A 23,857-nucleotide genomic window follows, 5' to 3' on the forward strand; every position below is an offset into this window, starting at 1 on the left:
ATGCTGACTCAGTCAGGCTCACCTCACCCTAGCCCCGCCGCTTTCCGTTCACGAAAATCGAGGTTCGGTGGCGCGTCCCTTTTTCCGCCAGCACGCGCTGCGCAGGGAATTTGAAACACCCTAACGCTTTTTTGGTGGGCTCTCGACTTCCGTCACCTTAAAGTAACTCACGCCAAAATCGGCAGCGCAGCGGGTCTCTTCCTTCTGACACACGGAGACTCCCGCCAGACTATCCGGGCCAAGCCGCGCAAGCGCATGCTCAAGCTCCTTTAGCGGCACGCTGGCGATGCCATCGTGGGCCACCAGACCCAACCCGGCAAAGTCCCGCCTATTGTCGGAAACGATCACCAGCACTTGCCATTCGCCAGCAGGTGCATCCGCCGTGAAAGACCAGCTTTCCCTCGGGAAACGCATCGGAGAGCCCGCAGCAATCCGGTTGTCGAGATCCAGGGCGTTCGGAAAGATCAGGGACAGCTTGCTGTCAGTCGTATCCAGCAGAAGCAGATAGACATAACCCGCCCGTTCACTCTTGAGCGAGAAGGACAGGGCATCCTTACCCACCGTCAGCGAGGACTTGACCCCACTCACCGCAGTCTCCCGGCTGACCATGCCGCTGAGCGCCTGCACAGCCTGGCTCCAGCTGACAGTCTCCGGCGCTACCGGCTGAACGACTTCCGTGGCCACTGGTGTGGCAGGCCCAGGCACCGGAGATTCCTTCACTTGCGCAATCTCACGCACGGTGGTCGGCTTCGGCACTTCTCCCCCCTCCCTGAGGGCGATGAAGGCTACCGCCACCAGGGCGACGGCAGCCATACCCAGAGCGGGCCCCATAAACCTCCTGCCCTTCCCCTCCGAGACGGGCTGCACTCCTTCGGCATCCGGGTTCAGGGTTTTCGGCGGCAGGGGCTTCACCTCTGCCCTGGAAGGGTTGGCTGCAATGTTCTGTGCTGAACTGACTCGCGGCGCCTCATCTTGCACGGCAGCCCCAGCGGGTGAGGGTGAAGCCATCTCACCCAGAAGCTCCCGCATTGCCGCAATCGACTGGGGTCGATCATCCGCTTTGACGGCCAGGCATTGGTCAAGCCCGGCGAGAAAGCTTGGGTCGTAAGACCCCGCCGCCAAGGTTGCCAGCGGCTGGTAGGTATCGTTCATCAACCTACCCACCGAAGCCGGAGGGGTGCGGCCAGTAATGATGTAGTAAACGACCGCCGCCAGGGCGTAGATATCGGTCCAGGCACCCTGCTTCAGACCGGGCATCTCGGCGTACTGCTCTACCGGGGCAAAGCCCGGCTTGAGGATGACCGTCAGCACCTGCGTCATGTCACCAATCACGCGCCGAGCAGCACCAAAATCCAGCAGCACCGGACGTTCATCCTTCAGGAGAAGAATATTGTCCGGGGCAATATCCCTGTGGAAACAGCTTTCAGAATGCATGATCTCCAGTGCATCCATCAGCGGGATCAGGATCCTGCGGATCCAGCCCTCATCGGGCACACCGGTTCGTTGCTTGAGCGCATCACGCAGCGTAAGCCCGTCGTAAAAGGGCATCGCCATATAGGCAGAGCCCCTGTCCTCCCAGAAACGATAGACTTTGACGAGTGCAGGATTATCGAATTTAGCCAGCAGACGCGCTTCATTCACAAAACTGCGAAGCCCCATCTCGAAGGTCTCGCGATGTCTTTCCGAACGCACTGAAACCTGCAAGTCCTGTGTTCGGGAAGCCAAGGAAGTCGGCATGTACTCCTTCAGTGCGACCTTGCGCTCCAGCGAATGATCGTAAGCCAGATAAACAATTCCAAAGCCCCCCTCGCCAATGAGGCCCACAATCTCGAACTCCCCAAGCCGGGTGTTCATGGGCAGGCAGTTGGGACTGCTGCCGGGCGTGGCAGGCGGAATATCCCGGGAGGGACTGGCTGCGCCCCCCAGAACAATGGTCTTGTCGTTTCCGGAACTGGACACTGCTAACCCCCGACCGTCAGTCTGGCAGATCGCCGAAGGGGCGCGAGACACAGGCATGCCATGGGCTGAGCAGTCTTCTTCACAATCGCAAACCCCGCCATGCTATCAACCCAGATATCATTTATCGCTATTTATGACGGACAGCACGTCCACGTCAGTTGCCGCGCTTTCATGACGCCACACAAAAATAAAAAGCGTCATGACAACAATAAGTTGGAGGGATATCTCAACCCCTTCCGCTGCGTATGATCAGGCCGCTCACGCAGATCGGCAAAACAAGCCTTCGCATCCGATTCTAGCACCATGCCGTTCGCCCCATGCGCCGCCGGGCGCAGGGCTGACGGACCCAGCGGCCACCATGCCACGTTTTGTCCTGCCGCTGATTCCCTATATCATCCAAAGGCTTTCCCCCCTCATTCTTGCAGGCCTTCAGCCACTCCGCCGAGCCATGACCCTTCGCGCGCTGCCCCTTGTCGCCCTCATGCTGTGTAGCCAGTTCGCTCATGCGGGGTTCGAGAAGCGGGCCACCACGCCACCGTCCAATGTCGAGGCGCCCCGAGCGCCGGCTCGCCCGGTCAGGGAAGCAGCACCTCGCAAGGCAAAACCCTCGCCAAAGCCCGTCGTTGCGGTGCCCCCCGCAGAACCCGTGCCCGAGTCCGTCAAGTCGGTCAGAGCCGCACCAGCACCTGCGCCAGAGGTGATACGGGATTGTCGTGACTGCCCCGAGCTGGTCATCGTACCGGCAGGGGAGGTTGAATTGGGCTCACCCGACAGCGAGGCAGGACGCAGGAGTGATGAAGGCCCGCAGATTCGCTGGCAACTCCAGAAGCCTCTGGCCGTGGGCCGCTTCGAGATAACACGCGGCCAGTTTGCGGCGTTTACTCGCGCCGCAAATTACATTCCCGCACTCCCATGCGGAGAGTTCGATGGCAAGGAATGGTCATACAGCATGACGCGGCGCTGGAGCGCGCCAGGCTTCCATCAAGAGGACACTCACCCCGTCGTTTGCGTCAGCAATTCAGACATAACCGCCTACCTCACCTGGCTTTCTAACAAGACCGGCCGGAAATACCGTTTGCCCAGCGAATTCGAGTGGGAATACGCAGCACGGGCAAGCCGCGCGGACGTGCGCCCGGGCGGACGCGCCATTGCGACGTCCTGTGCTTACGCCAACATCGCGGACGCATTGTTCGAATGCACCGACAACTTCGTCGCAACCTCTCCCGCCGGCCAATTCCGCCCGAACGATTTCGGGCTCCATGATGTGATCGGCAATGTATCCGAGTGGGTCGAGGGGTGTTACAGCGACACACTCTATGAAACCATGCACAAGAAACAGTCAGCGGGTGGGGGTAATGTGCTCGGTGGCTTGTTCGAGTCGCTTGCTGCAGGTGTCGGATTGTGCAGCAAGGTCGCCCGGGGAGGGTCATGGCAAAGCGGCCCCGATGACGCGCGACTTGCCGCGCGTGAAACCTTCGACACCTTCGCCGGCGGAAACAATCGCACAGGCTTTCGAGTGGTTCGTGAAGCGCAGTAGATCGCCCCAGCCTTGAGATTTTCGCGTCGTCGCAAGCGGCTCGAAGGCCCGGCGGCCACATTCCTTCAGCGCCTCGACGCTCAGCCCGACGTCAGGTCGAGCATTCCTGCAGCGTAGAATCCGGGCTTTTCCGGACGCTCACACGCCATGAAACTGAATCACCTGCCCATCGGCGCCCGTTTCGAGTACGAGGGCCAGATCTACACCAAGACCGGCCCCATCACCGCCGCCGCCGAAAAGGGTGGCCAACGCATGATCCCGCGCCATGCGGTACTGCGCCCGGTGGACGGCCACACTCCGCCCGCGGCGCCGAGCACTACGCGGCAGCTGGACGAAGCCCGGGTACTGACCGCCTTTGAGAGCTACCACCGCACCGCCCTGCGCCTGGCAGAAGGCCTCGGCAAGGCCGAGCTGGAGCAGGCCCGGACACAGTTTCTGGCTGCGCTGGGGGACTAGACGGGCGGGGGGATGCGACAAAGCCCGTCGACCAGAACACGCGACAGACGCAAAAAAGGCCGGAACCCCTGATTTCTCTGGGCTTGCCGGCCTGCTTTGAATACTGCATCGGACTACTTCGGAACAATAATTGGTGCCTTGGGCGAGACTCGAACTCGCACGACTTGCGTCACTACCCCCTCAAGATAGCGTGTCTACCAATTTCACCACCAAGGCATTCCTGCACTTGCCAGCCCCCGGAGCGGGGGCTGCACCCTGAGAGCAGGGGCACAGAAGGGGCCGAATTATATCCGAGCCAACGGATAGGTCAATACGGATTTGAACCCCCGTTCAGGGGTGCGATCACGGGGCAGGTAATTGGGGGGTGCCAGGGACAGGGCATGCAATCTGCTAGATCCAGCGTATTCCCGTCTCCCTGTCGCCTTTGCGACACACACCATGAAAACCATCGGAATATTCTTCGGTACCGAAACCGGCACCACCCGCCTGATCGCCAAGAAGATCCAGCGCAAGCTCGGCGACGAGATCGCCGCCAAGCCACTCAACGTGAATCGCATCAGCGTGGACGACATGCTGCAGTACGACGCGCTGATTCTCGGCACCCCGAGCTATGGCGTGGGGGCGATCCCCGGGCGTGGCGCCGGTTGCCAGGAGGCCAGCTGGGAGGAGTTTCTGGCCAAGGCCGGTACGCCGGACTTCTCCGGCAAGCGGATCGCTTTTTTCGGACTGGGTGCCCAGGAGCGTTATGCCGAGCGCTTCGCCAACTCCCTGTTCCGCCTGTATGAAGTCTTCAAGGGCTTCGGGGCGGAGATTGTCGGCAGCTGGAGCACCGACGGCTACACCTTCGAGCACTCGGCCTCGGTCGAGGACGGCCGCTTCGTCGGCCTGGTGATCGACGAACGTACCCAGGGCATGCTGACCAATGAGCGGCTGGATGCCTGGCTGGCGGAGATCACACCCCTGCTGCGGGAGAAGCTCGGCGAGCCGGCCTGACCGGGCCTCTCCCGGCTGCGTCACGCGGCGCCGTCGGGCTTGCGATGCGCCCAGCTGGTCATGCGCTTCTCGACGAAGGCGAACAGTTCGTACATCACCACCCCCATCACGCCGATCACAATCAGGCCGGCGAAGACCAGGGGCATGTTCATGGACGAGCTGGCCGACATCATCAGGTAGCCGATGCCCAGGTTGGAGGCCACCGTTTCGGCGATCACCGAGCCCACGAAGGCCAGGGTGATGGCCACCTTGAGGGACGCGAAGAAGTAGGGCATGGCCCGCGGCAGGCCAACCTTGCCGAGGATGTCGATGCGCGAGGCGCCGAGGGAGCGCAGCACATCCTCCAGCTCCGGCTCCAGGGTGGCCAGACCGGTGGCCACGTTGACCACCACCGGGAAGAAGGAGATCAGGAAGGCGGTGAGGATGGCCGGCACGGTGCCGATGCCGAACCACACCACCAGCACCGGCACGAAGGCCACCTTGGGGATGGAGTTGAAGCCCACCAGCAGCGGGTACATGGCCCGATAGAGCAGGGGTGAGGAGCCCACCGCCATGCCGATCAGCAGCCCCACCGCCACAGCGATGGCAAAACCGGCCAGGGTGGTGATGAAGGTCTGGGTGGCGTGCATCATGATGGGTTCGAACTGTTCGACGCCCACTTTCCACACGGCGCTGGGTGCGGGCAGCAGGAACTCGGGCACCTCAAAGCCCACGCAGATCAGCTCCCACAGCAGGAACATGCCGGCCACCACCAGCCAGGGGGCGGCCTTTACGAGATTCACTTTCATGCTCTGATTCCTTTCAGGACGCGCGCACGCGGCCGATGTGCTCGCGCAGTTCGTGCACATAGCCGGCAAAGCTGTCGGTGTAGGTCACGTCCAGGTCACGGGGGCGCGGCAGGTCGATCTCGCGGCGCACCAGGATGCGCCCGGGGCGCTTGCTCATCACGTACACGGTGTCAGCCAGGAAGACCGCCTCGCGCAGGTCGTGGGTGACGAGGATGACGGTGAAGGGCTGCTGCTGCCACAGGTCACGCAACATGCACCACAGCTCCTCCCGGGTGAAGGCGTCGAGGGCACCGAAGGGCTCGTCGAGCATCAGCAGGCGGGGCTGGTGGATGAGTGCCCGGCAGATGGAGGCACGCTGCTGCATGCCGCCGGAGAGCTCCCAGGGGAATTTGTCCTCGAAACCGGCCAGCCCCACCTTGGCGAGCAACTGGCGGGCCTCGGCCTCGTAGCGGACACGCTCCTTTTTGAGGGTGGAGCGGTAGGGCTCGACGATCTCCAGGGGCAGCATCACGTTGTCCAGCGTGGTGCGCCAGGGCAGCAGATTGGAGTTCTGGAAGGCCATGCCAACGATCTTCAGGGGACCGCCTACCTGGCGACCGTCCACATACACATAGCCGCCGGAGGGCATGCGCAGGCCGGAGATGAGCTTCATGAGGGTGGATTTTCCGCAGCCGGAGGGGCCGACCACGGCGACGAACTCACCCTCCTTCACCTCCAGGCTGACATCCTCGATGGCCAGGGCGCCGCCCGGCGCGTAGGCGAGATCGACGTTCTCGAATTTGACGAAAGACATGGGGGACTTTCTGAATGGGATGGAACGGAGCAAGGCTGTGGGACGCTGCGGGGGCTTTTGGCGGGTGACTTCAGTCGCCCGCGGACTTCGAATAACGGTTTGCCCGTGATCGGCGCGCGGATGGGCGACTGAAGTCGCCCCTACAGTCGCCCCTACACGGAGCCCACAGCCCGATGGCGCGAGCCGGGCTACAGGCTGCGTTCGGCCCGGGCGGGCAGGAAGGCAGGGTTGAACAGCTCGGCGGCGGTGGGCACTTTGGGCAGGGCGTAGGCCTCGGCGGTCTCGGCGATGGAGCGCTTGAGACGATCGGCGGTGACGGCACCCAGGCCGTTCTGCTTGACCTCGGCCGTCACCACGCTGGTATCAAGGGCCAGCTTGAGGCGGCGGGTTTCGAGGGCCAGATCGATCAGCGGGTCGCGCTCCTTGACGGCCGGAATGGCGGCGTCGGGCTTGGCGATGGTCTCCTTGAGCGCCTTGTTGAAGGCGCGCAGGAAAGCTTCGATGGCCTTGGGCTTCTCGGCGATCAGCTTGGGACTGGCGATGATGGCGTTGCCGTAGAGCTCGACGCCGTAATCCGGATAGCGCAGGGCCACGATGTCGGCCGGCTTGACCCCGCGGGCCTCCAGGTTGAGCAGGCTGGTGAAGTAGAAGCCGGTGATGCCGTCCACATCGCCCCGGGCCAGCAGGGTTTCGCGGATGGCCGGGTCCACCGACTGCCACTTGACCGCATCCACCGCCAGCCCGTTGGACTTGGCAAAGGCCGGCCAGGCCTTGCGGCCGGCATCGAAGATCGGCGCAGCGAGGGTCTTGCCGGCCAGGTCGGCGGGTTTGCTGACGCCGCTCTTCTTCAGGGTAAAGACCGCCGCCGGGGTGGCGTTATAGACCATGTACACCGCCTGGATCTTGGAGCCGGGCGTCTTGGCGTCGTACTCGACCAGCGCATTGAAGTCGGCAAAACCCATCTCGTAGGCGCCGGTGGCAACGCGGGTCACCGCCCCCGCCGAGCCGTTGCCGGCGTCGATGGTCACGTCCAGGCCTTCGGCTGCGAAGTAGCCCTTGCTCTTGGCCAGCAGGAAGGGTGCCGAGGGGCCTTCGAAGCGCCAGTCGAGGGTGAACTTCAGCTTGACCGGCTCGTCCGCGAGGGCCGGGGCGGCGATCAGGGGGGCGACAAGGGCGGCAGCAAGCAGCAGGCGACGGGACGCGCTGAAAGGGTGCGACATGGCGGACAACTCCAGGAAGTGAAAGGCGGGAGAAAGCGGGGACTACATGCCCGGCTCACTCTGCAACCTCCGTGCCATCTCGCAAGACCATGATTTTAATGACAGTTTTTTGACAGCCCGGAAACTCCACCGAAAAAGGGCCGGTTCAGCCCGCAAAATGGGGCGCAAACCACGCCCCGACATGGTGCGAGGGGCCATTTCATGCACCCGTCGCGTGCATGCAAAAACCATATACCGATACGTAAAGATTGTTTATTTTCAAATGGATATAGTCAATTGAAGTATATCCATCGGGTGATGAAGGATATCGCCAAGACAGCCCTGCTCCCCTGCTAGATTCGGTCCCAGGACTTGCCCGTCCCTTGCTGGGCGGGTCAACCGACCGATCCTTGCCAACATGAATCAGGAGCCCACCATGAAGTTCTCGAAGAAGAAGTGCCTTGCCGCAACCCTGCTGGCCGCCTGTGCCGGCACCGCCAGTGCCGCCAACTGGAGCGACACCTATGTCGGCTATCGCTGGGGCGCCAACTTTGCCGAGCCCTTCGGCAAGACCGACATCTCCAAGAGCATCGTCAATCTGGCGCATGTGAGTGGCTACAAGTACGGCACCAACTTCTTCAACGCGGACCTTCTGATGTCCGACAGCAAGGATCCGTCGGCCCCGGGCTCCAAGTCCGGCGCCCAGGAGATCTACATCGTCTATCGCCACACCCTGGACCTGGGCAAGGTCACCGGTAGCGACTTCAAGTTCGGGCCGATCCGCGGCTTCGGCCTCACCGGCGGTTTCGACGTGAACACCAAGAACGATGCCGGCTACAACTCCAAGAAACGCATGATCGTGGCCGGCCCCACGATGATGATGGACGTGCCCGGCTTCCTCAACGTGAGCCTGCTTTACCTGTGGGAGAGCAACGCTCCCTACAGCAAGTTCAGCCACACCCAGACCGACCGCTACAGCTACGACGTGCACCCCATGCTCAACCTGGCCTGGGGCATCCCCTTCAATCTGGGCCCGGTGCCCCTGTCCTTCGAGGGCTTTGCCAACTTCATCGCCGCCAAGGGCAAGAACGAGTTTGGCGCCAATACTGCAGCCGAAACCAACATCGACATGCAGGTCATGTATGACGTGAGCCCGCACATCGGTGCCGCCGCCAAGACCTTCAAGGTCGGCCTGGAGTACCAGTACTGGCGCAACAAGTTCGGCAACAACCACAACGGCCCGGCCGGCGACGGCGCCTTCGCCAAGACCACCATGATCCGCGCCGAATACCACTTCTGAGCGCGCGCTGACGACAAGAGGCCGGCCCGGCGGGTGTCGGGCCTCTACCTCCTCAAGCCGGCTGGCAAGGAAGCTCCACCCCAAGCCTGCGCACCAGTTCGATACCCCGAAGATCCATGCGGGCGCCCAGTGCCAGCACCTCCACCCCGGCCGCCAGGGCCGCCCGCAAGGCCCGGCCGTAGTCCGGATCAATGTGATCGGCAGGGCGCACGGCGTCCACGTCGCCCCGTTGCACGCAGAACACCAGCACCGCCCGGTGGCCGGCGGCCACCATGGCCGACATCTCGCGCAGGTGGCGGGCACCGCGGGTGGTCACGGCATCGGGAAAGTAGCCGATCCGCCCCTCCACCGCGGCGGTGACGTTCTTCACCTCCACGTAGCAGTCGGGTCGCCCCGCGCCGCACAGGAGCAGATCGATGCGGCTGCCCTCGCCGTACTTCACCTCCGGCCGGATTGCGTCATAGCCCAGCAGCTCAGGCACCCGGCCCAGCTCGATGGCCTCGCGGACCAGAGCGTTGCTGCGCCCGGTGTGCACGCCAACGATCACCCCCGGTGCGGTTTCCACCAGCTCCCAGGTCCATGCCAGCTTGCGCGCCGGGTTGGTGGCCGGCGACAGCCACACCCGGCTGCCGGGCGCCTTGCAGCCCTGCATGGAGCCGGTGTTGGGGCAATGGGCGGTGAGCAGTTGCCCGTCGGCGGTCTCCACGTCCACCAGGAAGCGCTGGTAGCGGCGCAGCAATCGCGCCTCGAGGAGGGGAGTGGGGAAATGCATGGCGGGCAGCCCGTTCAGACGAGGCCGCCATGATGGCAGGGCCGGCAGGCGCTCGGCCAGCCCCTGGGCGCAGCCCTAGCCGGCGGTGATGCCGGTTTCGTCACCCAGCCGCGCTGACAGCTTGTCGGCCGACAGCAGCAGCAGGAGCTCGCCACCCTGGCCGGCATCGGTCTTGACGATGCTGTCCACCAGGCTGGCGCTCCCCTGGAACAGGCCGGCAACCGGCTGGATCAGGGACACGGGGACTTCCGGGATCTCGCCGAGTTCATCCACCAGCAAACCGAGGCGCTGGCCATTTGTGGCGCCGCGGACAATGACGATCTGGCTCGGTGTGCCGGCGCGCTCACCGTGCACGTAGTCGCGCAGGTCCACCACCATGATGGGATCGCCCTCGTACATCACGCAGCCGCGCACGTGGGCCGGCAGGCCGGGCAGCGTGGTAATGCGCTGGATGTCGATGGATTCGACGATGTCGCTGGAGTGCATGCCGTACCAGCTGCCGCCTATGTGGAAAGTGGCCAGCTCGACGGTAACGTCACCGGGCGCGCCCTTGAGGTGGCGGATCACGCCGCTGCGGGCGGCGCTCGGGGTTTGACCGATGGTGTTCTCGTCGGCGTCGGTGAGAGGGATGAGGACCACCGCCACCACGTCGTTGCGATAGGCGTCATCAGGGCCCTTGTACTCCCGGTAACCGGCCGACATGCGCGCCGCTGCCGCGTGAAGTCGCCCGCCGTGGGCGACGATGCCGCTGCAGGAGGCTCCCGGGGGCAGTTCGAAATACTCGGCGGGCAAGTCGAGCCGGCTGCCCAGGGCAGGTGCGTCCGGGCCGGCGCTGGCGATGACCAGCCCATCCGGCCCGACGAACACGGCGATGCCGGCGTGGGGGTCGTCGGGCGCCGCCTCGGGCAGACAGTCGGCCAGCATGGCCGCCAGCTGGGGCGCCGAATCGAAGACGATGGCAATGCCACCCACCACCCGGTGGCTGCGCACCGGGTCGCGCACCGCGGCGCCGTAGATGTAGGTCGGGCGGCCCGCATACATGGGTGTCGCCGCGAAGGCAGAGACGCAGTAGGCCTGGGGGTTGTCCAGAGCGAGGGTGCGAGCCACCCACTCGTCACCCAGCGTACGGCCGACCAGCGCGGTGGCCTCCGGGTCGGACACCGCCACCACGCGCCCCTCCGCGTCAAACAGGATGAGGTTGGAATAAACGGTGTACAGCCCGTTGATGGTGCGCAGGATGGGCGTCAGGCGGGCGGCCGCTTCGGCCGGTGGCAGGGTGCTGGCGAGGGCATTGCGGACGGCCGTGCTCAGGGCCCACCAGCGGCAGTCGTTGGCCCGCTCGTAGAGGTTGCGGTCCATGATGTCGATGGCCAGGCCGGCGCGGGCCGCACAGTCGCGCAGGATGGTGGTCACCACGGTCTCATGCAGGTTGGCGATGGAGCGCTCGAAGATGTCCTTGGTGCGGGCACCCGTGTTGCTGATCTCCCACAGCAGGGTCTTGGAGAAGGACGCGTTGATGCCCTGGGCGGCCCGCCCCTGACGGCAGCTCTGGCGCACATTGCCATTCCATACGGCGCGGTTGAGTTCGCGCTGGATGGCCTCGGCCTGGCGGGGGATGAGCTGCAGCGCCTCGGAGAACAGCGCGGGGCTGTCCATCACCTGGCCGAGCACCGCCGGCGGGATGTTCTCGAGGGCACGCGCGGCCGGCGTTTCAAAGGCGTATTCGACGGGCACCATCACATGCCCCTGCCAGCCCGGCCCGAAGTAGCCCTGGTAGCCGCGGGTGGAGCGGGTGGCGGCCAGGTATTCGCGGCCGGCAAAGCGCAGCACCCGCGAGGGCGCCGAGGCGTCGGCATCGAGCGGCGCGCCCACGGGCACCTGCCAGGGGTCGCTGGACGCCATGACGACACCGTGGGCATCCAGCAGGGTGATCACCGCCCAGTCATCGTCGGTACGCAGGTTCTGGAAGATGCGTTCGCATTCGTTGTGGAAGCGGAAGACCAGGCACAGCACGCCCACCGCCTCGCTGCGGCCCGCCGGGCACACCCGCCAGGCGTAGATCAGGGCCGGCGCGCCGGGCCGCAGGTCGGTCGGCCCGTAATACTCCACATAGGCTGCGTCACTGGTGAGGGCCTCATGCAGCAGCGGATCACCCGCCTGGGTTACCGGATGGGTCTCGTCGAGCTGACACAGCACCCTGCCGTGCCGGTCGAGCAGCAGGATATCGGCGTAAACCGAATACTTGGCCACGTACTCCCGGAAGCGGGCCAGGATGCGCTGGCGCTCGCCCTCATCCTCCATGCCGGCGCCCTCGCTGGCCGCCTCGGCATAGGCGCACAGGTCGCTGTCGGTGGCCAGGAAGCCGATATCGGCTGTGCGTTCGAAGAGGTTGCGCACCAGGATGTCGATGCTCACCTGGGCGCGGGCCGACAGGTCTTCGGCCACCTTGCGCCGCGACTCGGTGGCCAGACTGTTGAGCAGGGTACCGGTGAGCTGGGCGAAGGCTGCGCGCATGCCGGTGATTTCGGTGCCGGTGCCGGACAGCTGGCCCAGCACGGTCAGGTTGTCCCAGACGGCCTGGAGGGTCTGGAGCGACTCCCGATAGGTCTCCACCTCCGGCATGTGGCGCACGATGCGCGCCAGATCACCCTCGAAATCGACGCCCTTCCAGTTAGTCATACTTTGCCTCTCCGGTTCAGGATTGCTGGGACAGCCCATCATTACGGCGGCCAGCAAAACAGGTTGAGCCTCGGGAATAAAATAATCCCGCAACGCAACAATCTGCGAGACCAAGCTCCCCGTCGCCCCCTCATCGCCGTATCATCTGCCCAAGATGCAGACCGGATGCGGCTTTCGGGCAGCCATCCCGTTCTGTGGCAGATCCGACTCCAGCCAGGCCAAGCCATGCGTGAATCCACCTCCGCAGTCCCCCGTGAATTGCCGGACTACCTCCGGGATACCTACACCTGGGCTTACCTCGATCACCGCACCCTGCCCTGGCTCGACCGGCCGGTGGTGGTGTCGGCGATCCTGTGGGGTAACGCCGACCGGCTGATGAGCCGGGCCGTGGCCGAGTTCCAGCCCGGCCAGCAGGTGCTCCAGGCGGCGGCTGTCTATGGGGATTTCTCGCCCCGGCTGGCCCGGCAGCTCGGCGACAAGGGGCAACTGCTGGTGCTCGACGTGGCCCCCATCCAGATCGCCAACACCCATCGCAAACTAGCACCGTGGGCGGGCAGCACCCAGGCCCAGGTGGCCGATCTCACCGAGCCGGTGGGGCGCAGCTTTGACGCGGTGTGCTGCTTCTTTCTGCTCCACGAGGTGCCGCCTGCCGCCCGCCGCTGCATCGTGACCAACCTCCTCGACGCCGTGGAGCCGGGCGGCAAGATCGTCTTTGTGGACTATCACAAGCCGCGCTGGTGGCATCCGATGGGGCCGGTGATGGCCCTGGTATTCCGTTACCTGGAGCCGTTTGCCAATTCCCTGCTGGAAGAGTCGATCGAAACCCTGGTTCTGGAGACCGCCGATTTCGAATGGCGCAAGGAGACCTTCTTCGGCGGGCTGTATCAGAAGGTGGTGGGGATCCGCCGCTGAGGGCGGCCACACCCTGCCCGCTCACCCGGCCAGCCGGTCGAGATAGGCGGCGATGGCCGGCAGGCCTTCACGGATGGCTGCCGGGCCAGGGGCCAGCAGGATGGCCGATTTGATCTCCAGCACCTGCCCGTTGCGCACCGCCGGGATGGCATCCCAGCCGGGCCGGGAGGTCACGTGGCCGGGCTGGAAGTGCTTGCCGCACCACGACCCGATGATGAGGTCCGGTGCCCGCGGAATGACCACCGATGCATCCGCGAGGATGCGTTCCTTGGCGTTGGGATGCACCGACAGCTCCCCGAAACAGTCTTCACCGCCGGCAATGCCAATCAGCTCCGACACCCAGCGGATGCCGGTGATCAGCGGCTCGTTCCACTCCTCGAAGTAAACCCGCGGCCGCCGCCCCAGCTGCAGCGTGCGGGCCTCACCGGCCGCACGCACGGCGGCGATGCGCTGCTCCAGTTCAGCCACCAGCGCCAGGGCCCTGGCCTCGGCGCCCACCAGGCGCCCCACTGTCTCGATCATCGCCAGGATGCCGTCCACGCTGCGATGGTTGAACACGTGCACCGCCACGCCGGCCTTCACCAGGTCGCGGGCGATCTCGCCCTGCAGATCGGAAAAGGCCAGCACCAGATCAGGCTCCACGGCCAGGATGCGTTCGATTTTGGCGCTGGAAAAGCCGCTGACCTTGGGCTTCTCCTTGCGTGCCCGGGGCGGATGGGTGGTGAAGCCCGAGATGCCGGCGATGCGCGCTTCCTCGCCCAGCAGGTAGAGCACCTCGACGGTTTCGGTGGACAGGCAGACGATGCGCTGGGGCAGACGGGGCATGGACGTATCCAGGAGATGAACCGCGGTGTTCAGCGGGGAAAGGGCGACGGGCAGGCCTGGCGATCCTGGGCCGGATTGCACAGCTGCACGGTTTCGAGGAAGGCCTCGGCGGCGAGCCTGGGCTCCCGCGCCACGGCCAGTACGGACTCAGCCTCCCCGGCCGGCAGGCGCCAGGCGCGCTGCACCACGTAGAGCCAGTCCGGTCCTTCGATGGCCTTCACCACGGCCAGTTCGGCATAGTTGGTGTCGGGCACCCGGGGGCACACCAGAAAGGTCTGGGCCACCACGCCATGGGGTGCGTTGGCGCCCGGCGGCAGTAGGCTCACCTCGCCGGCGGGCACGCCGCAGCGGGTCGCCCGGCTGCGTTGCATGCCCTCCAGCAGCATCACCGCCTGGCCCTTCGACTTTGTGCGCTGCAGGCCCTGCACGGCGACCAGCTGGGTCCAGTCACGGATGCTCTCGCCCAGGGGCACGAAGTCGGCACTCCAATAACGCGGCGTGCTTTCGTTGGACGCTGGCACGCTGTCGGCGGGCAGGGGCAGGTTGAGCCAGCGCACGCCACCGGCGGCAAGCTCCTGACGACGGGCCGCCGCCAGTTCGCGCAGGCGCCGGTAGGGCGGATCCAGCTCGGCCTGGAAGTCGGCCCCGGCACTGTCAGCCACCAGCACGCGGGAGTTGTCCTTCTCGAAGCGGTACCACACCTCGTACTGACGCGCCGCGCCGCAGGCCTGCACCGTCCAGTGTTCAAGGGCGTGATGCACCGGGCGGGGACGGGTCTCGAGCAGATCGGGGGCGGCCTGCACGCTGTCGGTAACGTGGACATCCTGGCACGGCCTGGCCGCACGGGCCTCGTGGGCCTTGATGGAGTCGAGCACCTGGCGCTGGGCCGCGGCCATGCGCCAGGCACCGGCATAGCCCGGCACCAGGCGCTCGTCGGCCGGAATGGCCGCCACCTGGCCGATGCGGGTGACGATCTCGCCGGGGAGAGGGCCAGGCCCGGATCCAGCCCCCGGCTCGGCCGCGCCGGCCGACGTCAGGCCGAACGCAAGCAGCACGACAAGAACTCGCCTCATCGCCGTGCCCGGGCTTCTTCGAGCTGACTGCACAGGCGCTCGGCGCCGTCGAGGATACGCGGTGTGTGGCGCTGGATCTGGTCCGGCGGGATGAAGAACAGGTTGCCGCGGCTGACCGCCTGCAGCTTGGTCCACTGGCGCCAGTCGTCCAGCCATTCGGGCCGGGCCTCACCCATGCCGCTGGCAACGATCACCTCGGGCGCCGCGGCCAGCACCGCCTCGGTGTCGATGGTGGGGGCCAGCACCGGCAGCCGGGCAAACACGTTCTCGCCGCCACACAGGCGGATCACGTCGGAGATCAGGTGTTCGCCATTGATGGTCATCAGCGGGCGGTTCCAGATCTCGTAGAAGGTGCGCACCCTGGGCCGGCTGGAATAGCGGGCTTGCAAGGCAGCATGGCGCTCGCGAAAGGCCTTGGCCGCGCTTTCGGCCGCTGCTTCGGTGCCGGCCAGCCTGCCCAGCTGGGACAGGCTGCGGGCCACGTCCTCGATCTTGCGCGGCTCGTTGATGAACACCGGAATGCCCAGCCCGCGCAGCTTGTCCAGGTGGGCGTCGCGGTTGCCACTCTTCCAGGCCACCACCAGGTCGGGCTTGAGGGCCACGACCTTCTCCATGTCCACCGAGGTGTAGCCGCCCACGCGGACCACCTTCCTTGCCGCCTCCGGGTAGTCGCTGTACTGCACGACACCCACCACCTTGTCGCCGGCCCCGGCGGCATACAGCAGCTCGGTCACGTGGGGCGCCAGGCTGACGATGCGGCGGGCGGGCTGGGCCAGGCGGATGCTCTGCCCCAGGTCATCGGTGAGGTCGACGGCGGCGCCGGCCAGGCTGGAGAGCAGCAGCAGGCCAAGGGCCAGAAGGGGGTGACGCATGGGGCAGATCTCCCGTTGAAATCAGGTTTCGGCAAGGGCCACGGCGAGGCGGGCCCATTCGGATTCGGAGGCCGGCAGGCCGAAACGCAGGCCGGCCGGCGCCTCGAACAGGCGGGTCAGGATGCCCTGGGCGGCCAGGCCTTCGTGAATGGCGTGGGCGCGGGGTGTCGGACGCCACTGGAACAGAGCAGTTCCCCCGCCCCCGGTCAGACCGTTCTCGTTAAGAAGGCTGGCCAGCCGGCGGCTGTCACGGGCCAGGCTGCGCCGGGCCTCGGCCTGCCAGGCCGCGTCCGCCAGCGCCGCCGCCGTCACCTGACGGGCCGGGCCCGACACCGCCCACGGCCCGAGCCGTTCCGCCAGCGCATTCAGCACGGCGGGCTCGGCAAAGACAAAGCCCACCCGGGCCCCGGCCAGGCCGAAAAACTTGCCCACCGAACGCAGCACCACCAGGCCGGGCCGGCCGGAGAGGGGCACCAGGCTGTCGGCGGGATCGGCATCGATGAAGGCCTCGTCCACGATCAAGCAGCCGCCGCGGGCCGCCAGTTCGGCATGCCAGCTCAGCAACTGGGCCCGCGGAAAGCGCTGACCATCGGGGTTATTGGGCTGGACCAGGAGCAGGATGTCCGCCTCGCCCACGGCCGCAGCGATGTGTTGCGCAGGGACGGCCCGGATCGGGTGGCCACGCCAGGCGTGGGGATGTTCGGCGTAAGTCGGCGCCAGGGTGAGCACCCTCCCCGACGCAAGACAGGCCGGCAGGGCCTGGATGGCAGCCTGGGAACCCGCCACCGGAAGCAGATGGGGGCTACCGTAAAACGCGGCGGCGGCGGCCTCCAGCCCATCGTCCGTCTCGGGCAGGCGCTGCCACACCTCCGGCGCCAGCGGCGGCACGGGGTAGGCCTGCGGATTGATCCCGGTGGACAGGTCAACCCACTCCGCCAGCGGAATGCCGTAGCGCCGGGCGGCCTGGCGCAGACGCCCGCCGTGTTCAAGCATGGATCAGGGCACTCACCGCCGCCACGCCCAGCACCCACAGCCACACACCGTTGTTAACCAGCGCCAGGGCCTTGTCGATGTCCGCGGCCCGGGCCGGCGCGCCGGCCCCAAGGGGCGGACGGCTTTCAAGCTGGCCGTGATAGATCGCCGGACCGCCAAGGCACACGTCCAGGGCGCCGGCACCGGCCGCCATCACCGGGCCGGCATTGGGGCTGTCCCAGGCCGGCGCCTGGGTACGCCAGCAGCGTAGCGCGTTGGCGGTGTGGCCGAGCAGCGCATAGCTCAGGGCCGTGAGCCGGGCGGGGACAAAGTTGAGCACATCGTCGATGCGCGCGGCGGCCCAGCCGAAGCGCAGGTAGCGCTCGGTGCGGTAGCCCCACATGGCATCCAGGGTATTGGCCAGGCGGAACATCAAGGCGCCCGGCCCGCCCAGCAGCGCAAACCAGAACAAGGCACCGAAGACCGCGTCATTGCCGTTTTCAAGCACGGACTCGACGGTGGCCTTGGCCACGCCCGACTCATCCAGCTCGGTGGTATCCCGGGAGACGATCCAGGACAGGCGCTGGCGGGCGCCGGCCAGATCACCCTTCGCCAGGGGGTCCGCCACAGCCCGTGCATGCTCGGCCAGGCTGCGGCCACCCACGGCGAAATACAGCAGGCCCACATCCACCGCCACGCCCAGCCACACATGGGCTTCCTTCAGGGAGCCGGCCAGCGCCACCCAGGGCAGCACCGCCACGATCCAGGCCAGCAGGCCGGCGCCCCGGTGGCTGCCCAGGCGCCGCAGCACACGCTCGACCGCAGCGGCATAGCGCCCGAAACCCACCAGGGGATGGAAACGCCGCGGTTCGCCGAGAAGGCGGTCGAGGAAGAGGCCCAGCAGCATGGGCAGGGCAACGGGAAACAGGGCGGCGAGGAGCAGGGCGAGCATGGGATAATCAAAGGCTTATTGCACCCTGGATTGTAAGTCATGCGTCAAGCCCGCACCCTGATGGTTCAGGGCACCACCTCCGATGCCGGCAAGAGCACCCTCGTTGCCGGCCTGGCCCGCCTGCTGTGGCGGCGCGGCGTGCGGGTCGCCCCCTTCAAGCCCCAGAACATGGCCCTCAATTCGGCGGTGACGGTGGACGGGGGCGAGATCGGCCGGGCCCAGGCCCTGCAGGCCATTGCCGCCGGCCTGGAGCCCCACACCGACATGAACCCGGTGCTCCTCAAGCCCTCCACCGACACCGGCGCCCAGGTCATCATCCACGGCCGCGCCGTGGCCAACCTGTCGGCGCGGGACTATCACAACTACAAACCCCGGGCCATGGCCGCCGTACTGGAGAGCTACGGCCGCCTCGCCGACGCCTACGAGGCGGTGCTGGTGGAAGGCGCCGGCAGCCCCGCCGAAATCAACCTGCGTGACCGCGACATCGCCAACATGGGCTTTGCCGAAGAAGTGGACTGCCCGGTGATCCTGGTGGCCGACATCGACCGGGGCGGCGTCTTCGCCCACCTGGTCGGCACCCTGGACCTGCTCTCCCCCACCGAGCAGGCCCGCGTCAAAGGCTTCGTGATCAACCGCTTCCGGGGCGACATCGGCTTGCTGCAATCGGGCCTCGACTGGCTGGAAGCGCGCACCGGCCGCCCGGTGCTGGGCGTGGTGCCCTACCTGCACGGCCTGTTCCTGGACGCCGAGGACGCCCTCGCCGATGCCCGCGCCGAAAAGGGCGAGGCCCGCCTGCGCGTCGTCGCGCCGGTATATCCGCGCATCTCCAATCACACCGACCTGGACGCCCTGCGCCTGCACCCGCAGGTGGACTTCAGCTGGGTCGGCCCCGGCCAGCGCATGCCTCCGGCCGACCTGATCGTGCTACCCGGCTCCAAGGCCGTGCAGGCCGACCTGGCCTGGCTGCGCCAGCAGGGCTGGGAAGAGTCCATCAAACGTCACCTGCGCTACGGCGGCAAGGTGGTCGCCATCTGCGGCGGCTACCAGATGCTCGGCCGTCAGCTCCACGACCCGCTGGGGCTGGAAGGCAAACCCGGCAGCGTGGCCGGCCTGGGCCTGCTCGACACCGAGACCGAACTCGAGGCCGAGAAGCAACTCCAGACCGTGACCGGCAGCCTGTGCCTGCCCGGTGCCGCCCCGGTGAATGGCTACGAGATCCACATGGGCGTGACCCGCGGCGCGGCCCTGGCGCAGCCCGCCGTGCAACTCGCCGATGGGCGTGCCGACGGGGCCCTGTCCGCAGACGGACAGATCCTCGGCACCTACCTCCACGGCCTCTTTGATCACCCGGACGCCCTCGCCGCACTCCTCGCCTGGGCCGGCGTCAGCGATGCGGAGCACGTCGATCTGTCGGCCCGCCGCCAGGCCGACCTGGACCGCCTCGCCGACAGCCTGGAAGCCAGCCTCGACCTGCCCCGCCTGGCCGCCTGCTTCGGCCCCGGCAAGGCCGCCGATGCCCTCCTCGCCGCCGCCCCCGCCAAGCTTGCTTGACCGCTCAACCGCCCCTCTCTACCATTCTCCCCATGGACGCCGATCTCGCCTCTCTCGAACAAAAGCTCGAACAATTGCTCAGCCGTCATGCCGCGGCCCAAGCCCGGCTGAACAGCCAGTACGCAAGCGCGCAAACCGAAAACCGCGCCCTGCAGGAGCGGGTCGACGCCCTGGAATCCGCCAATCGCGAACTCAACGACAAGCTCGGGCTGGTCGGCAGTCGCCTCGAAGCGCTGCTGGCCCGCATCCCGGAGGCCTGATATGGAACAACTCGACATCAAGCTTCTGGGGCGTGAATACCGCGTCGCCTGCAAGCCCGAAGAGAAGGATGGCTTGCTCGCAGCCGTTACCTACCTCGACGAAAAAATGCGCGACCTGGCCGACAAGACCAACTCCGCTGGCGAACGCCTGGCCGTGATGACGGCCCTCAACATTACTCACGAATTTCTGCAATTTCAGCGTGCCGGCGGGTTTGACATCCCGACGCTCAAGCGTAGAATCGAACGCATCAACAGTCGTCTCGACGGTGCCCTGGCAGAGCAGGAAACGCTCTTCTAGCCCGCGTCAGGCGGCTGAGAAATACAGGTTTGATTAATCCCCTGCGGTGTTGGTCAAGGCTTAATATTCCTTGAACCAATGTCTACGTGACATGGGTCGCTGCCCATTGAAACCGCTGGTGTGCGCGCTCCTCGTCGAGTGTGCCTGATGCGGAAGGAATGCGGCCCCCCTGAACTCCGGTTCAGGATGAAGGCCTGACGGCATGCGCGGGGGACCCAACAAAAAAGCGCAGATTTCGGTCTGCGCTTTTTTACGTTCATTTTTTGCGTCTTGCCCCGGCCCGCAGCCCGAAAGGCTACGAACCGGTCTGGAGAAAACTCACTCCGGCGCCTTGAAGCCGGCACCCGCCTTGTTGGCCAGGAAAGCCACGGCACGCTTCAGCTCGTCATCGGTCAGGTCAGCAGCACCACCCTTCGGCGGCATCGCGCCCTTGCCGGCAGCGGCAGACTTGGCCAGACCATCGAGGCCAGCACCCAGACGGGGGCCCCAGGCGCCCTTGTCGCCCGCCTTCGGCGCACCGGCAGCACCGCTGTCGTGACAGGCGCCGCACACCGAAGCGTAAATCTGCTCGCCCTTGCGGCTACCCGGAGCCGCCGCCGGCGCAGCCGCCAGGGACACGCTCGCGACCGGCTGGATCAGCTTGGCCGCCAGTTCTTCATCGACCGCGGCCTTCTTGCCGCAACCCACGAGCTGGGTTGCCATCACGGCAACACCAAGAGAAAGCGCAATCCGCGCGTAGGAAGAGACGGGGGAACGACGAAAATCCGACATGCTGAATTCCTCGAGAACGGGCAAGATTTAGTAAAGCATTGATTATAGCGGGGGTATCCGCATTCTGTCAGGCAAAGCATGGACTCCGCCCGCGATTCGCGCTATCCTGCGCGCCTCGAAAGCAATGCTCTCGAAAACCGCGCGCCCGTAGCTCAGCTGGATAGAGTACTGCCCTCCGAAGGCAGGGGTCGGACGTTCGAATCGTCTCGGGCGCGCCACAAATTCAATGGGTTAGATCGAAAGATCTAGCCCATTTTTGTTTTGTGCCCCCGCCGTGCCCATCCTGTGCCCATGCCGTGCCTCGCACTCTGACAGCTTTTGCCCAAAAGCTAGGAGTCGAGTGCTGCTTTCCGTGCCTCTATTTTTCACGAACCCAAATCGTCAGGCACTCGCTCAAACAAATCCCCTACCCCACACGCAAACAAAGCGCAGAGACAATCGATCGTCTCCATGTCTACCCGGTTGGCCGTCTCGTTGTATAGCAGGGTAATCGTGTTGCGGTGTAGGCCCGTTTCACGGGCAACGTCAGCAATCTTGAGCTTCCGCTCGCCCATCATCCGGGACAGGTGGCATCGGATCATTCTTTCCTCCAGAACAAAAAGTCATCTTGAATGACAAAAATGGATTGACAACGACTTTCTGAGAGATAGAATGTCATTCAGAACGACAAAACGCCTAGCTGAATGCGTTTTTGCAGTTCTGCGTGATTTTAATTCTTGGAGACCGTCATGTCACTGACCTACCTCACCACCGACGAGTTGTCGGGCCTCATCAAGTACGACCCACGAACCATCCGAGAACGCCTCAAGGACAGCGTACTCCTTGAGGGAAAGCACTACATCCGCCCGTTTGGTGGCCGGAAGATTCTGTACATCTGGGAGCACATCGAACGAGACATGGGCCTGAAGTCGGCCGGCGACAGCTTCGCCATCCCGATGGCAAACGGAGGTGTGTGTCATGGGTAGTATTCGTCGGCGAACCGACAACAACCTACTCTTTCTGGACTTCCGCTACCGGGATATTCGCTGCCGGGAACAAACCGCTCTCCCCGACACAGCCGCCAATCGGAAAAAAGTCCAGAAGGTACTCGACCGCATCGAAGCCGACATCGCCGCCGGCACCTTCGACTACCGTCGCTACTTCCCGGCCAGCAAGAACGCAGCGCGTTTCGACGCCGCACCGGCCGGGACCGTCACGGTGACCGCAACGGCACCGAGTGCACCCACGGTCGCCCCGACACCTCTTTTCAAGGACTTCGCGGAGACCTGGTACCTGGAGAAGGAAGTGGAGTGGCGCAAGTCCCACCGGATCACCATCCGCAGGGAACTCGACAGCCTGATTTCCCGCTTTGGGGAGATGGCGGTCGGCCAGATCACCAAGGCTGACGTACTTGCCTACCGCGCCGAACTCGGCAAAGTAACCGCGCGGGGCAAGGAAACCAAACTGTCTGCTGCACGGATCAACAAAATGCTGAACCCGCTCAGGCAAATCCTCAACGAAGCGGCCGACCGCTTCAATTTTCCCACGCCTTACCAGAACATCAAACAGCTTCGTATCAAGCGGACCGATGTGGATCCCTTCTCCCTCGAAGAGGTGAAGTCCATCCTCGCCACCGTACGCGAGGATTTCCGCGACTACTTCACCGTGCGCTTCTTCACCGGCATGCGCACCGGAGAGGTGGACGGCCTCAAGTGGAAGTACATCGATTTCGAGCGCCGACTGATTCTGGTCCGCGAGACGGTCGTCCTCGGCGACGAGGAGTACACCAAGACCGACGGCTCTCAACGGGACATCCAGATGAGCCAGCTCGTGTTCGACGCCCTGAAACGTCAGCAGGCGGCGACGGGGAAGCACTCGGACTTTGTCTTCTGCAACCGCCTGCACAAGCCGCTGGATCACAAGAACGTGACCAACCGGGTCTGGTATCCGCTGCTACGTCATCTGGGCCACAAGAAGCGGCGCCCCTACCAGTGCCGCCACACGGCCGCGACCCTGTGGCTCGCCGCCGGCGAGGCACCGGAGTGGATTGCCCGGCAGCTCGGCCATACCACCACCGAGATGCTGTTCCGGGTCTATTCCCGCTACGTCCCCAATCTCACCCGTCGTGACGGCTCAGCCTTCGAGCGGCTGATCACTCAATCGATCGCCAGCCAGGCCCTGCCCGTTGAAGCGCTCAAGGAGAACTGCGATGTCTGAGGTCAAAGTCACTTTCAGTACGAGCCGCCTGCCAGGCGCAGATCAGCTTGTGGATCGGCTCCCCCCGGTGCTCCGCATTCAATCGATTGCGCGATTCCCCTTCGATGAGCGCCATATGCTGTGTCAGGCCGTTCTGTTTCACGAGCAGGCAGGCCTGAAGGTGGAGTGGCTGTGCCGCCAGCCCGACAACCGACTGACGGCCGGCGCGCTGGTGTCGATCCGCTGGCTCGGTCGCCCGGTGTCGACGACGGGCGCCATCCGGATCTCCCGCCTCGTCAAACTGGAGCGACCGGAAGCCAGCTTGAATCCCTTTGCCACCATCCCCCACAGTTGGGTCAAGGACAGGCCTCTGGTGGCACGTGCAGCCCAACTCTGGGAAGGCTTGGGACGACCGCTCCAGCATCTCTTCAACGCGATCTTCTGGGACCACCACCGCTTCGAGCGCTATCTGGATGGACCGAGCTCTCTGGCCGGGCATCACAATGGACGCAACGGCAATTTCCGCCACGCGGTCGAAGTCGCCGAGCGGGCGTTGGCGCTCGCCAGCCATCATGCGGAAGCGCATCTTCCTGTCCTTCTCGCCAGCAGCCTGCTGCACGACGCCGGCAAGGCCGAGGAGTACCGTTTCAATGGTCGCCACCGTCGCTTCGAGATGACCGAACGCGGCACCCTCCTCGGCCACAAGCACACCGTGCTCGA

The 23,857-nt window shown here is 65.3% G+C and carries 24 protein-coding genes, 2 tRNA genes and 1 other RNA gene; 13 read left to right on the forward strand and 14 right to left on the reverse strand.

The genetic code is table 11. From position 1 onward, the window contains the following. Window positions 1-120: 120 nt before the first annotated feature. Window positions 121-1,854 (reverse strand): protein kinase, encoded by a 1,734-nt coding sequence (locus ACIQ09_RS04065; RefSeq protein ID WP_398306471.1) that lies wholly within the window; start codon window positions 1,852-1,854, stop codon window positions 121-123. A gap of 586 nt (window positions 1,855-2,440) precedes the next feature. Here ACIQ09_RS04065 and ACIQ09_RS04070 point away from each other — a divergent pair. After that, the gene (locus ACIQ09_RS04070) at window positions 2,441-3,496 is read left to right on the forward strand and encodes an SUMF1/EgtB/PvdO family nonheme iron enzyme (RefSeq protein ID WP_398306505.1); all 1,056 of its coding nucleotides are present in this window, start codon (window positions 2,441-2,443) and stop codon (window positions 3,494-3,496) included. 147 nt (window positions 3,497-3,643) lie between these two features. Next, the gene (locus ACIQ09_RS04075; RefSeq protein ID WP_398306473.1) at window positions 3,644-3,952 is read left to right on the forward strand and encodes a hypothetical protein; all 309 of its coding nucleotides are present in this window, start codon (window positions 3,644-3,646) and stop codon (window positions 3,950-3,952) included. Between the two features lie 131 nt (window positions 3,953-4,083). Here ACIQ09_RS04075 and ACIQ09_RS04080 read toward each other — a convergent pair. After that, window positions 4,084-4,168 (reverse strand) — tRNA-Leu (locus ACIQ09_RS04080). A gap of 222 nt (window positions 4,169-4,390) precedes the next feature. Here ACIQ09_RS04080 and ACIQ09_RS04085 point away from each other — a divergent pair. Then, window positions 4,391-4,945 (forward strand): flavodoxin, encoded by a 555-nt coding sequence (locus ACIQ09_RS04085; RefSeq protein ID WP_398306475.1) that lies wholly within the window; start codon window positions 4,391-4,393, stop codon window positions 4,943-4,945. 20 nt (window positions 4,946-4,965) lie between these two features. On the opposite strand, the gene ACIQ09_RS04090 is transcribed toward ACIQ09_RS04085, so the two are convergent. The 3 genes from ACIQ09_RS04090 to ACIQ09_RS04100 form a co-directional block, all read right to left on the reverse strand. Further along, window positions 4,966-5,733 (reverse strand): ABC transporter permease, encoded by a 768-nt coding sequence (locus ACIQ09_RS04090; protein ID WP_296407371.1) that lies wholly within the window; start codon window positions 5,731-5,733, stop codon window positions 4,966-4,968. Between the two features lie 13 nt (window positions 5,734-5,746). Next, window positions 5,747-6,526 carry an ABC transporter ATP-binding protein gene (locus ACIQ09_RS04095; protein WP_347251131.1) on the reverse strand — a complete coding sequence of 260 codons (780 nt, stop codon included), beginning with the start codon at window positions 6,524-6,526 and terminating at the stop codon, window positions 5,747-5,749. 188 nt (window positions 6,527-6,714) lie between these two features. Beyond that, entirely contained in the window at window positions 6,715-7,746 is a 1,032-nt protein-coding gene (locus tag ACIQ09_RS04100) for an ABC transporter substrate-binding protein (protein WP_398306478.1), read from the reverse strand. A 415-nt stretch (window positions 7,747-8,161) separates the two neighbouring features. Here ACIQ09_RS04100 and ACIQ09_RS04105 point away from each other — a divergent pair, with 415 nt between their 5' ends. Continuing rightward, a complete protein-coding gene (locus ACIQ09_RS04105; protein ID WP_296411999.1) occupies window positions 8,162-9,025 on the forward strand; it encodes a hypothetical protein in 864 nt (287 codons plus the stop codon). A gap of 52 nt (window positions 9,026-9,077) precedes the next feature. Here ACIQ09_RS04105 and sfsA read toward each other — a convergent pair whose 3' ends face one another. Further along, window positions 9,078-9,797 (reverse strand): DNA/RNA nuclease SfsA, encoded by a 720-nt coding sequence (sfsA, locus tag ACIQ09_RS04110; RefSeq protein ID WP_398306481.1) that lies wholly within the window; start codon window positions 9,795-9,797, stop codon window positions 9,078-9,080. A 75-nt stretch (window positions 9,798-9,872) separates the two neighbouring features. Further along, window positions 9,873-12,476 (reverse strand): chemotaxis protein CheW, encoded by a 2,604-nt coding sequence (locus tag ACIQ09_RS04115; RefSeq protein ID WP_398306483.1) that lies wholly within the window; start codon window positions 12,474-12,476, stop codon window positions 9,873-9,875. Between the two features lie 225 nt (window positions 12,477-12,701). Between ACIQ09_RS04115 and rquA the strand changes: the two genes are divergently transcribed. After that, entirely contained in the window at window positions 12,702-13,388 is a 687-nt protein-coding gene (gene rquA, locus ACIQ09_RS04120; RefSeq protein WP_398306485.1) for a rhodoquinone biosynthesis methyltransferase RquA, read from the forward strand. A gap of 21 nt (window positions 13,389-13,409) precedes the next feature. Here the strand turns inward: rquA and ACIQ09_RS04125 are convergent, their stop codons facing one another. From ACIQ09_RS04125 to cbiB, 5 genes are read right to left on the reverse strand one after another with little or no spacing between them, the layout of a single operon-like run. Next, window positions 13,410-14,213 carry a cobalamin-binding protein gene (locus ACIQ09_RS04125; protein WP_398306487.1) on the reverse strand — a complete coding sequence of 268 codons (804 nt, stop codon included), beginning with the start codon at window positions 14,211-14,213 and terminating at the stop codon, window positions 13,410-13,412. 29 nt (window positions 14,214-14,242) lie between these two features. Continuing rightward, complete coding sequence (locus tag ACIQ09_RS04130) at window positions 14,243-15,268, reverse strand: hypothetical protein (protein ID WP_398306489.1); 1,026 nt, start codon at window positions 15,266-15,268, stop codon at window positions 14,243-14,245. 14 nt (window positions 15,269-15,282) lie between these two features. Continuing rightward, window positions 15,283-16,158, reverse strand: coding sequence for a cobalamin-binding protein (locus ACIQ09_RS04135; RefSeq protein WP_398306491.1), 876 nt, complete (start codon window positions 16,156-16,158; stop codon window positions 15,283-15,285). Window positions 16,159-16,179: 21 nt separating this feature from the next. Then, the gene (cobD, locus tag ACIQ09_RS04140) at window positions 16,180-17,151 is read right to left on the reverse strand and encodes a threonine-phosphate decarboxylase CobD (protein ID WP_398306493.1); all 972 of its coding nucleotides are present in this window, start codon (window positions 17,149-17,151) and stop codon (window positions 16,180-16,182) included. Then, window positions 17,144-18,082, reverse strand: coding sequence for an adenosylcobinamide-phosphate synthase CbiB (gene cbiB, locus ACIQ09_RS04145; protein WP_398306495.1), 939 nt, complete (start codon window positions 18,080-18,082; stop codon window positions 17,144-17,146). The genes cobD and cbiB overlap by 8 nt, the downstream gene beginning before the upstream one ends. Before the next feature lie 39 nt (window positions 18,083-18,121). Here cbiB and ACIQ09_RS04150 point away from each other — a divergent pair, with 39 nt between their 5' ends. The 4 genes from ACIQ09_RS04150 (at window position 18,122) to ssrS (ending at window position 20,408) form a co-directional block, all read left to right on the forward strand. Beyond that, window positions 18,122-19,633, forward strand: a complete 1,512-nt coding sequence (locus ACIQ09_RS04150) for a cobyric acid synthase (protein ID WP_398306497.1) — start codon at window positions 18,122-18,124, stop codon at window positions 19,631-19,633. A gap of 32 nt (window positions 19,634-19,665) precedes the next feature. Continuing rightward, window positions 19,666-19,893 (forward strand): hypothetical protein, encoded by a 228-nt coding sequence (locus ACIQ09_RS04155; RefSeq protein WP_296572926.1) that lies wholly within the window; start codon window positions 19,666-19,668, stop codon window positions 19,891-19,893. A 1-nt stretch (window position 19,894) separates the two neighbouring features. Beyond that, the gene (locus tag ACIQ09_RS04160) at window positions 19,895-20,191 is read left to right on the forward strand and encodes a cell division protein ZapA (protein ID WP_296407402.1); all 297 of its coding nucleotides are present in this window, start codon (window positions 19,895-19,897) and stop codon (window positions 20,189-20,191) included. A 35-nt stretch (window positions 20,192-20,226) separates the two neighbouring features. After that, window positions 20,227-20,408: non-coding RNA, 6S RNA (gene ssrS / locus ACIQ09_RS04165), on the forward strand. Between the two features lie 101 nt (window positions 20,409-20,509). Here the strand turns inward: ssrS and ACIQ09_RS04170 are convergent. Further along, window positions 20,510-20,893, reverse strand: coding sequence for a c-type cytochrome (locus tag ACIQ09_RS04170; RefSeq protein ID WP_398306500.1), 384 nt, complete (start codon window positions 20,891-20,893; stop codon window positions 20,510-20,512). Window positions 20,894-21,103: 210 nt separating this feature from the next. On the opposite strand from ACIQ09_RS04170, the gene ACIQ09_RS04175 reads away from it, so the two are divergent. Then, window positions 21,104-21,180, forward strand: a tRNA-Arg gene (locus tag ACIQ09_RS04175). A gap of 147 nt (window positions 21,181-21,327) precedes the next feature. On the opposite strand, the gene ACIQ09_RS04180 is transcribed toward ACIQ09_RS04175, so the two are convergent. Continuing rightward, the gene (locus ACIQ09_RS04180) at window positions 21,328-21,543 is read right to left on the reverse strand and encodes a helix-turn-helix transcriptional regulator (RefSeq protein ID WP_366945156.1); all 216 of its coding nucleotides are present in this window, start codon (window positions 21,541-21,543) and stop codon (window positions 21,328-21,330) included. Between the two features lie 147 nt (window positions 21,544-21,690). On the opposite strand from ACIQ09_RS04180, the gene ACIQ09_RS04185 reads away from it, so the two are divergent. From ACIQ09_RS04185 to ACIQ09_RS04195, 3 genes are all read left to right on the forward strand, one after another. Beyond that, window positions 21,691-21,927, forward strand: coding sequence for a hypothetical protein (locus ACIQ09_RS04185; protein WP_296572941.1), 237 nt, complete (start codon window positions 21,691-21,693; stop codon window positions 21,925-21,927). After that, on the forward strand, window positions 21,920-23,158 hold the full coding sequence (locus tag ACIQ09_RS04190) for a site-specific integrase (RefSeq protein ID WP_296572944.1): 1,239 nt from the start codon (window positions 21,920-21,922) through the stop codon (window positions 23,156-23,158). The genes ACIQ09_RS04185 and ACIQ09_RS04190 overlap by 8 nt, the downstream gene beginning before the upstream one ends. After that, on the forward strand, window positions 23,151-23,857 hold a 707-nt coding region (locus ACIQ09_RS04195), incomplete at its 3' end, for a metal-dependent phosphohydrolase (RefSeq protein WP_398306503.1). The genes ACIQ09_RS04190 and ACIQ09_RS04195, both read left to right, overlap by 8 nt.

The organism is Zoogloea sp., assembly GCF_044344315.1.
GTDB lineage: Bacteria > Pseudomonadota > Gammaproteobacteria > Burkholderiales > Rhodocyclaceae > Zoogloea.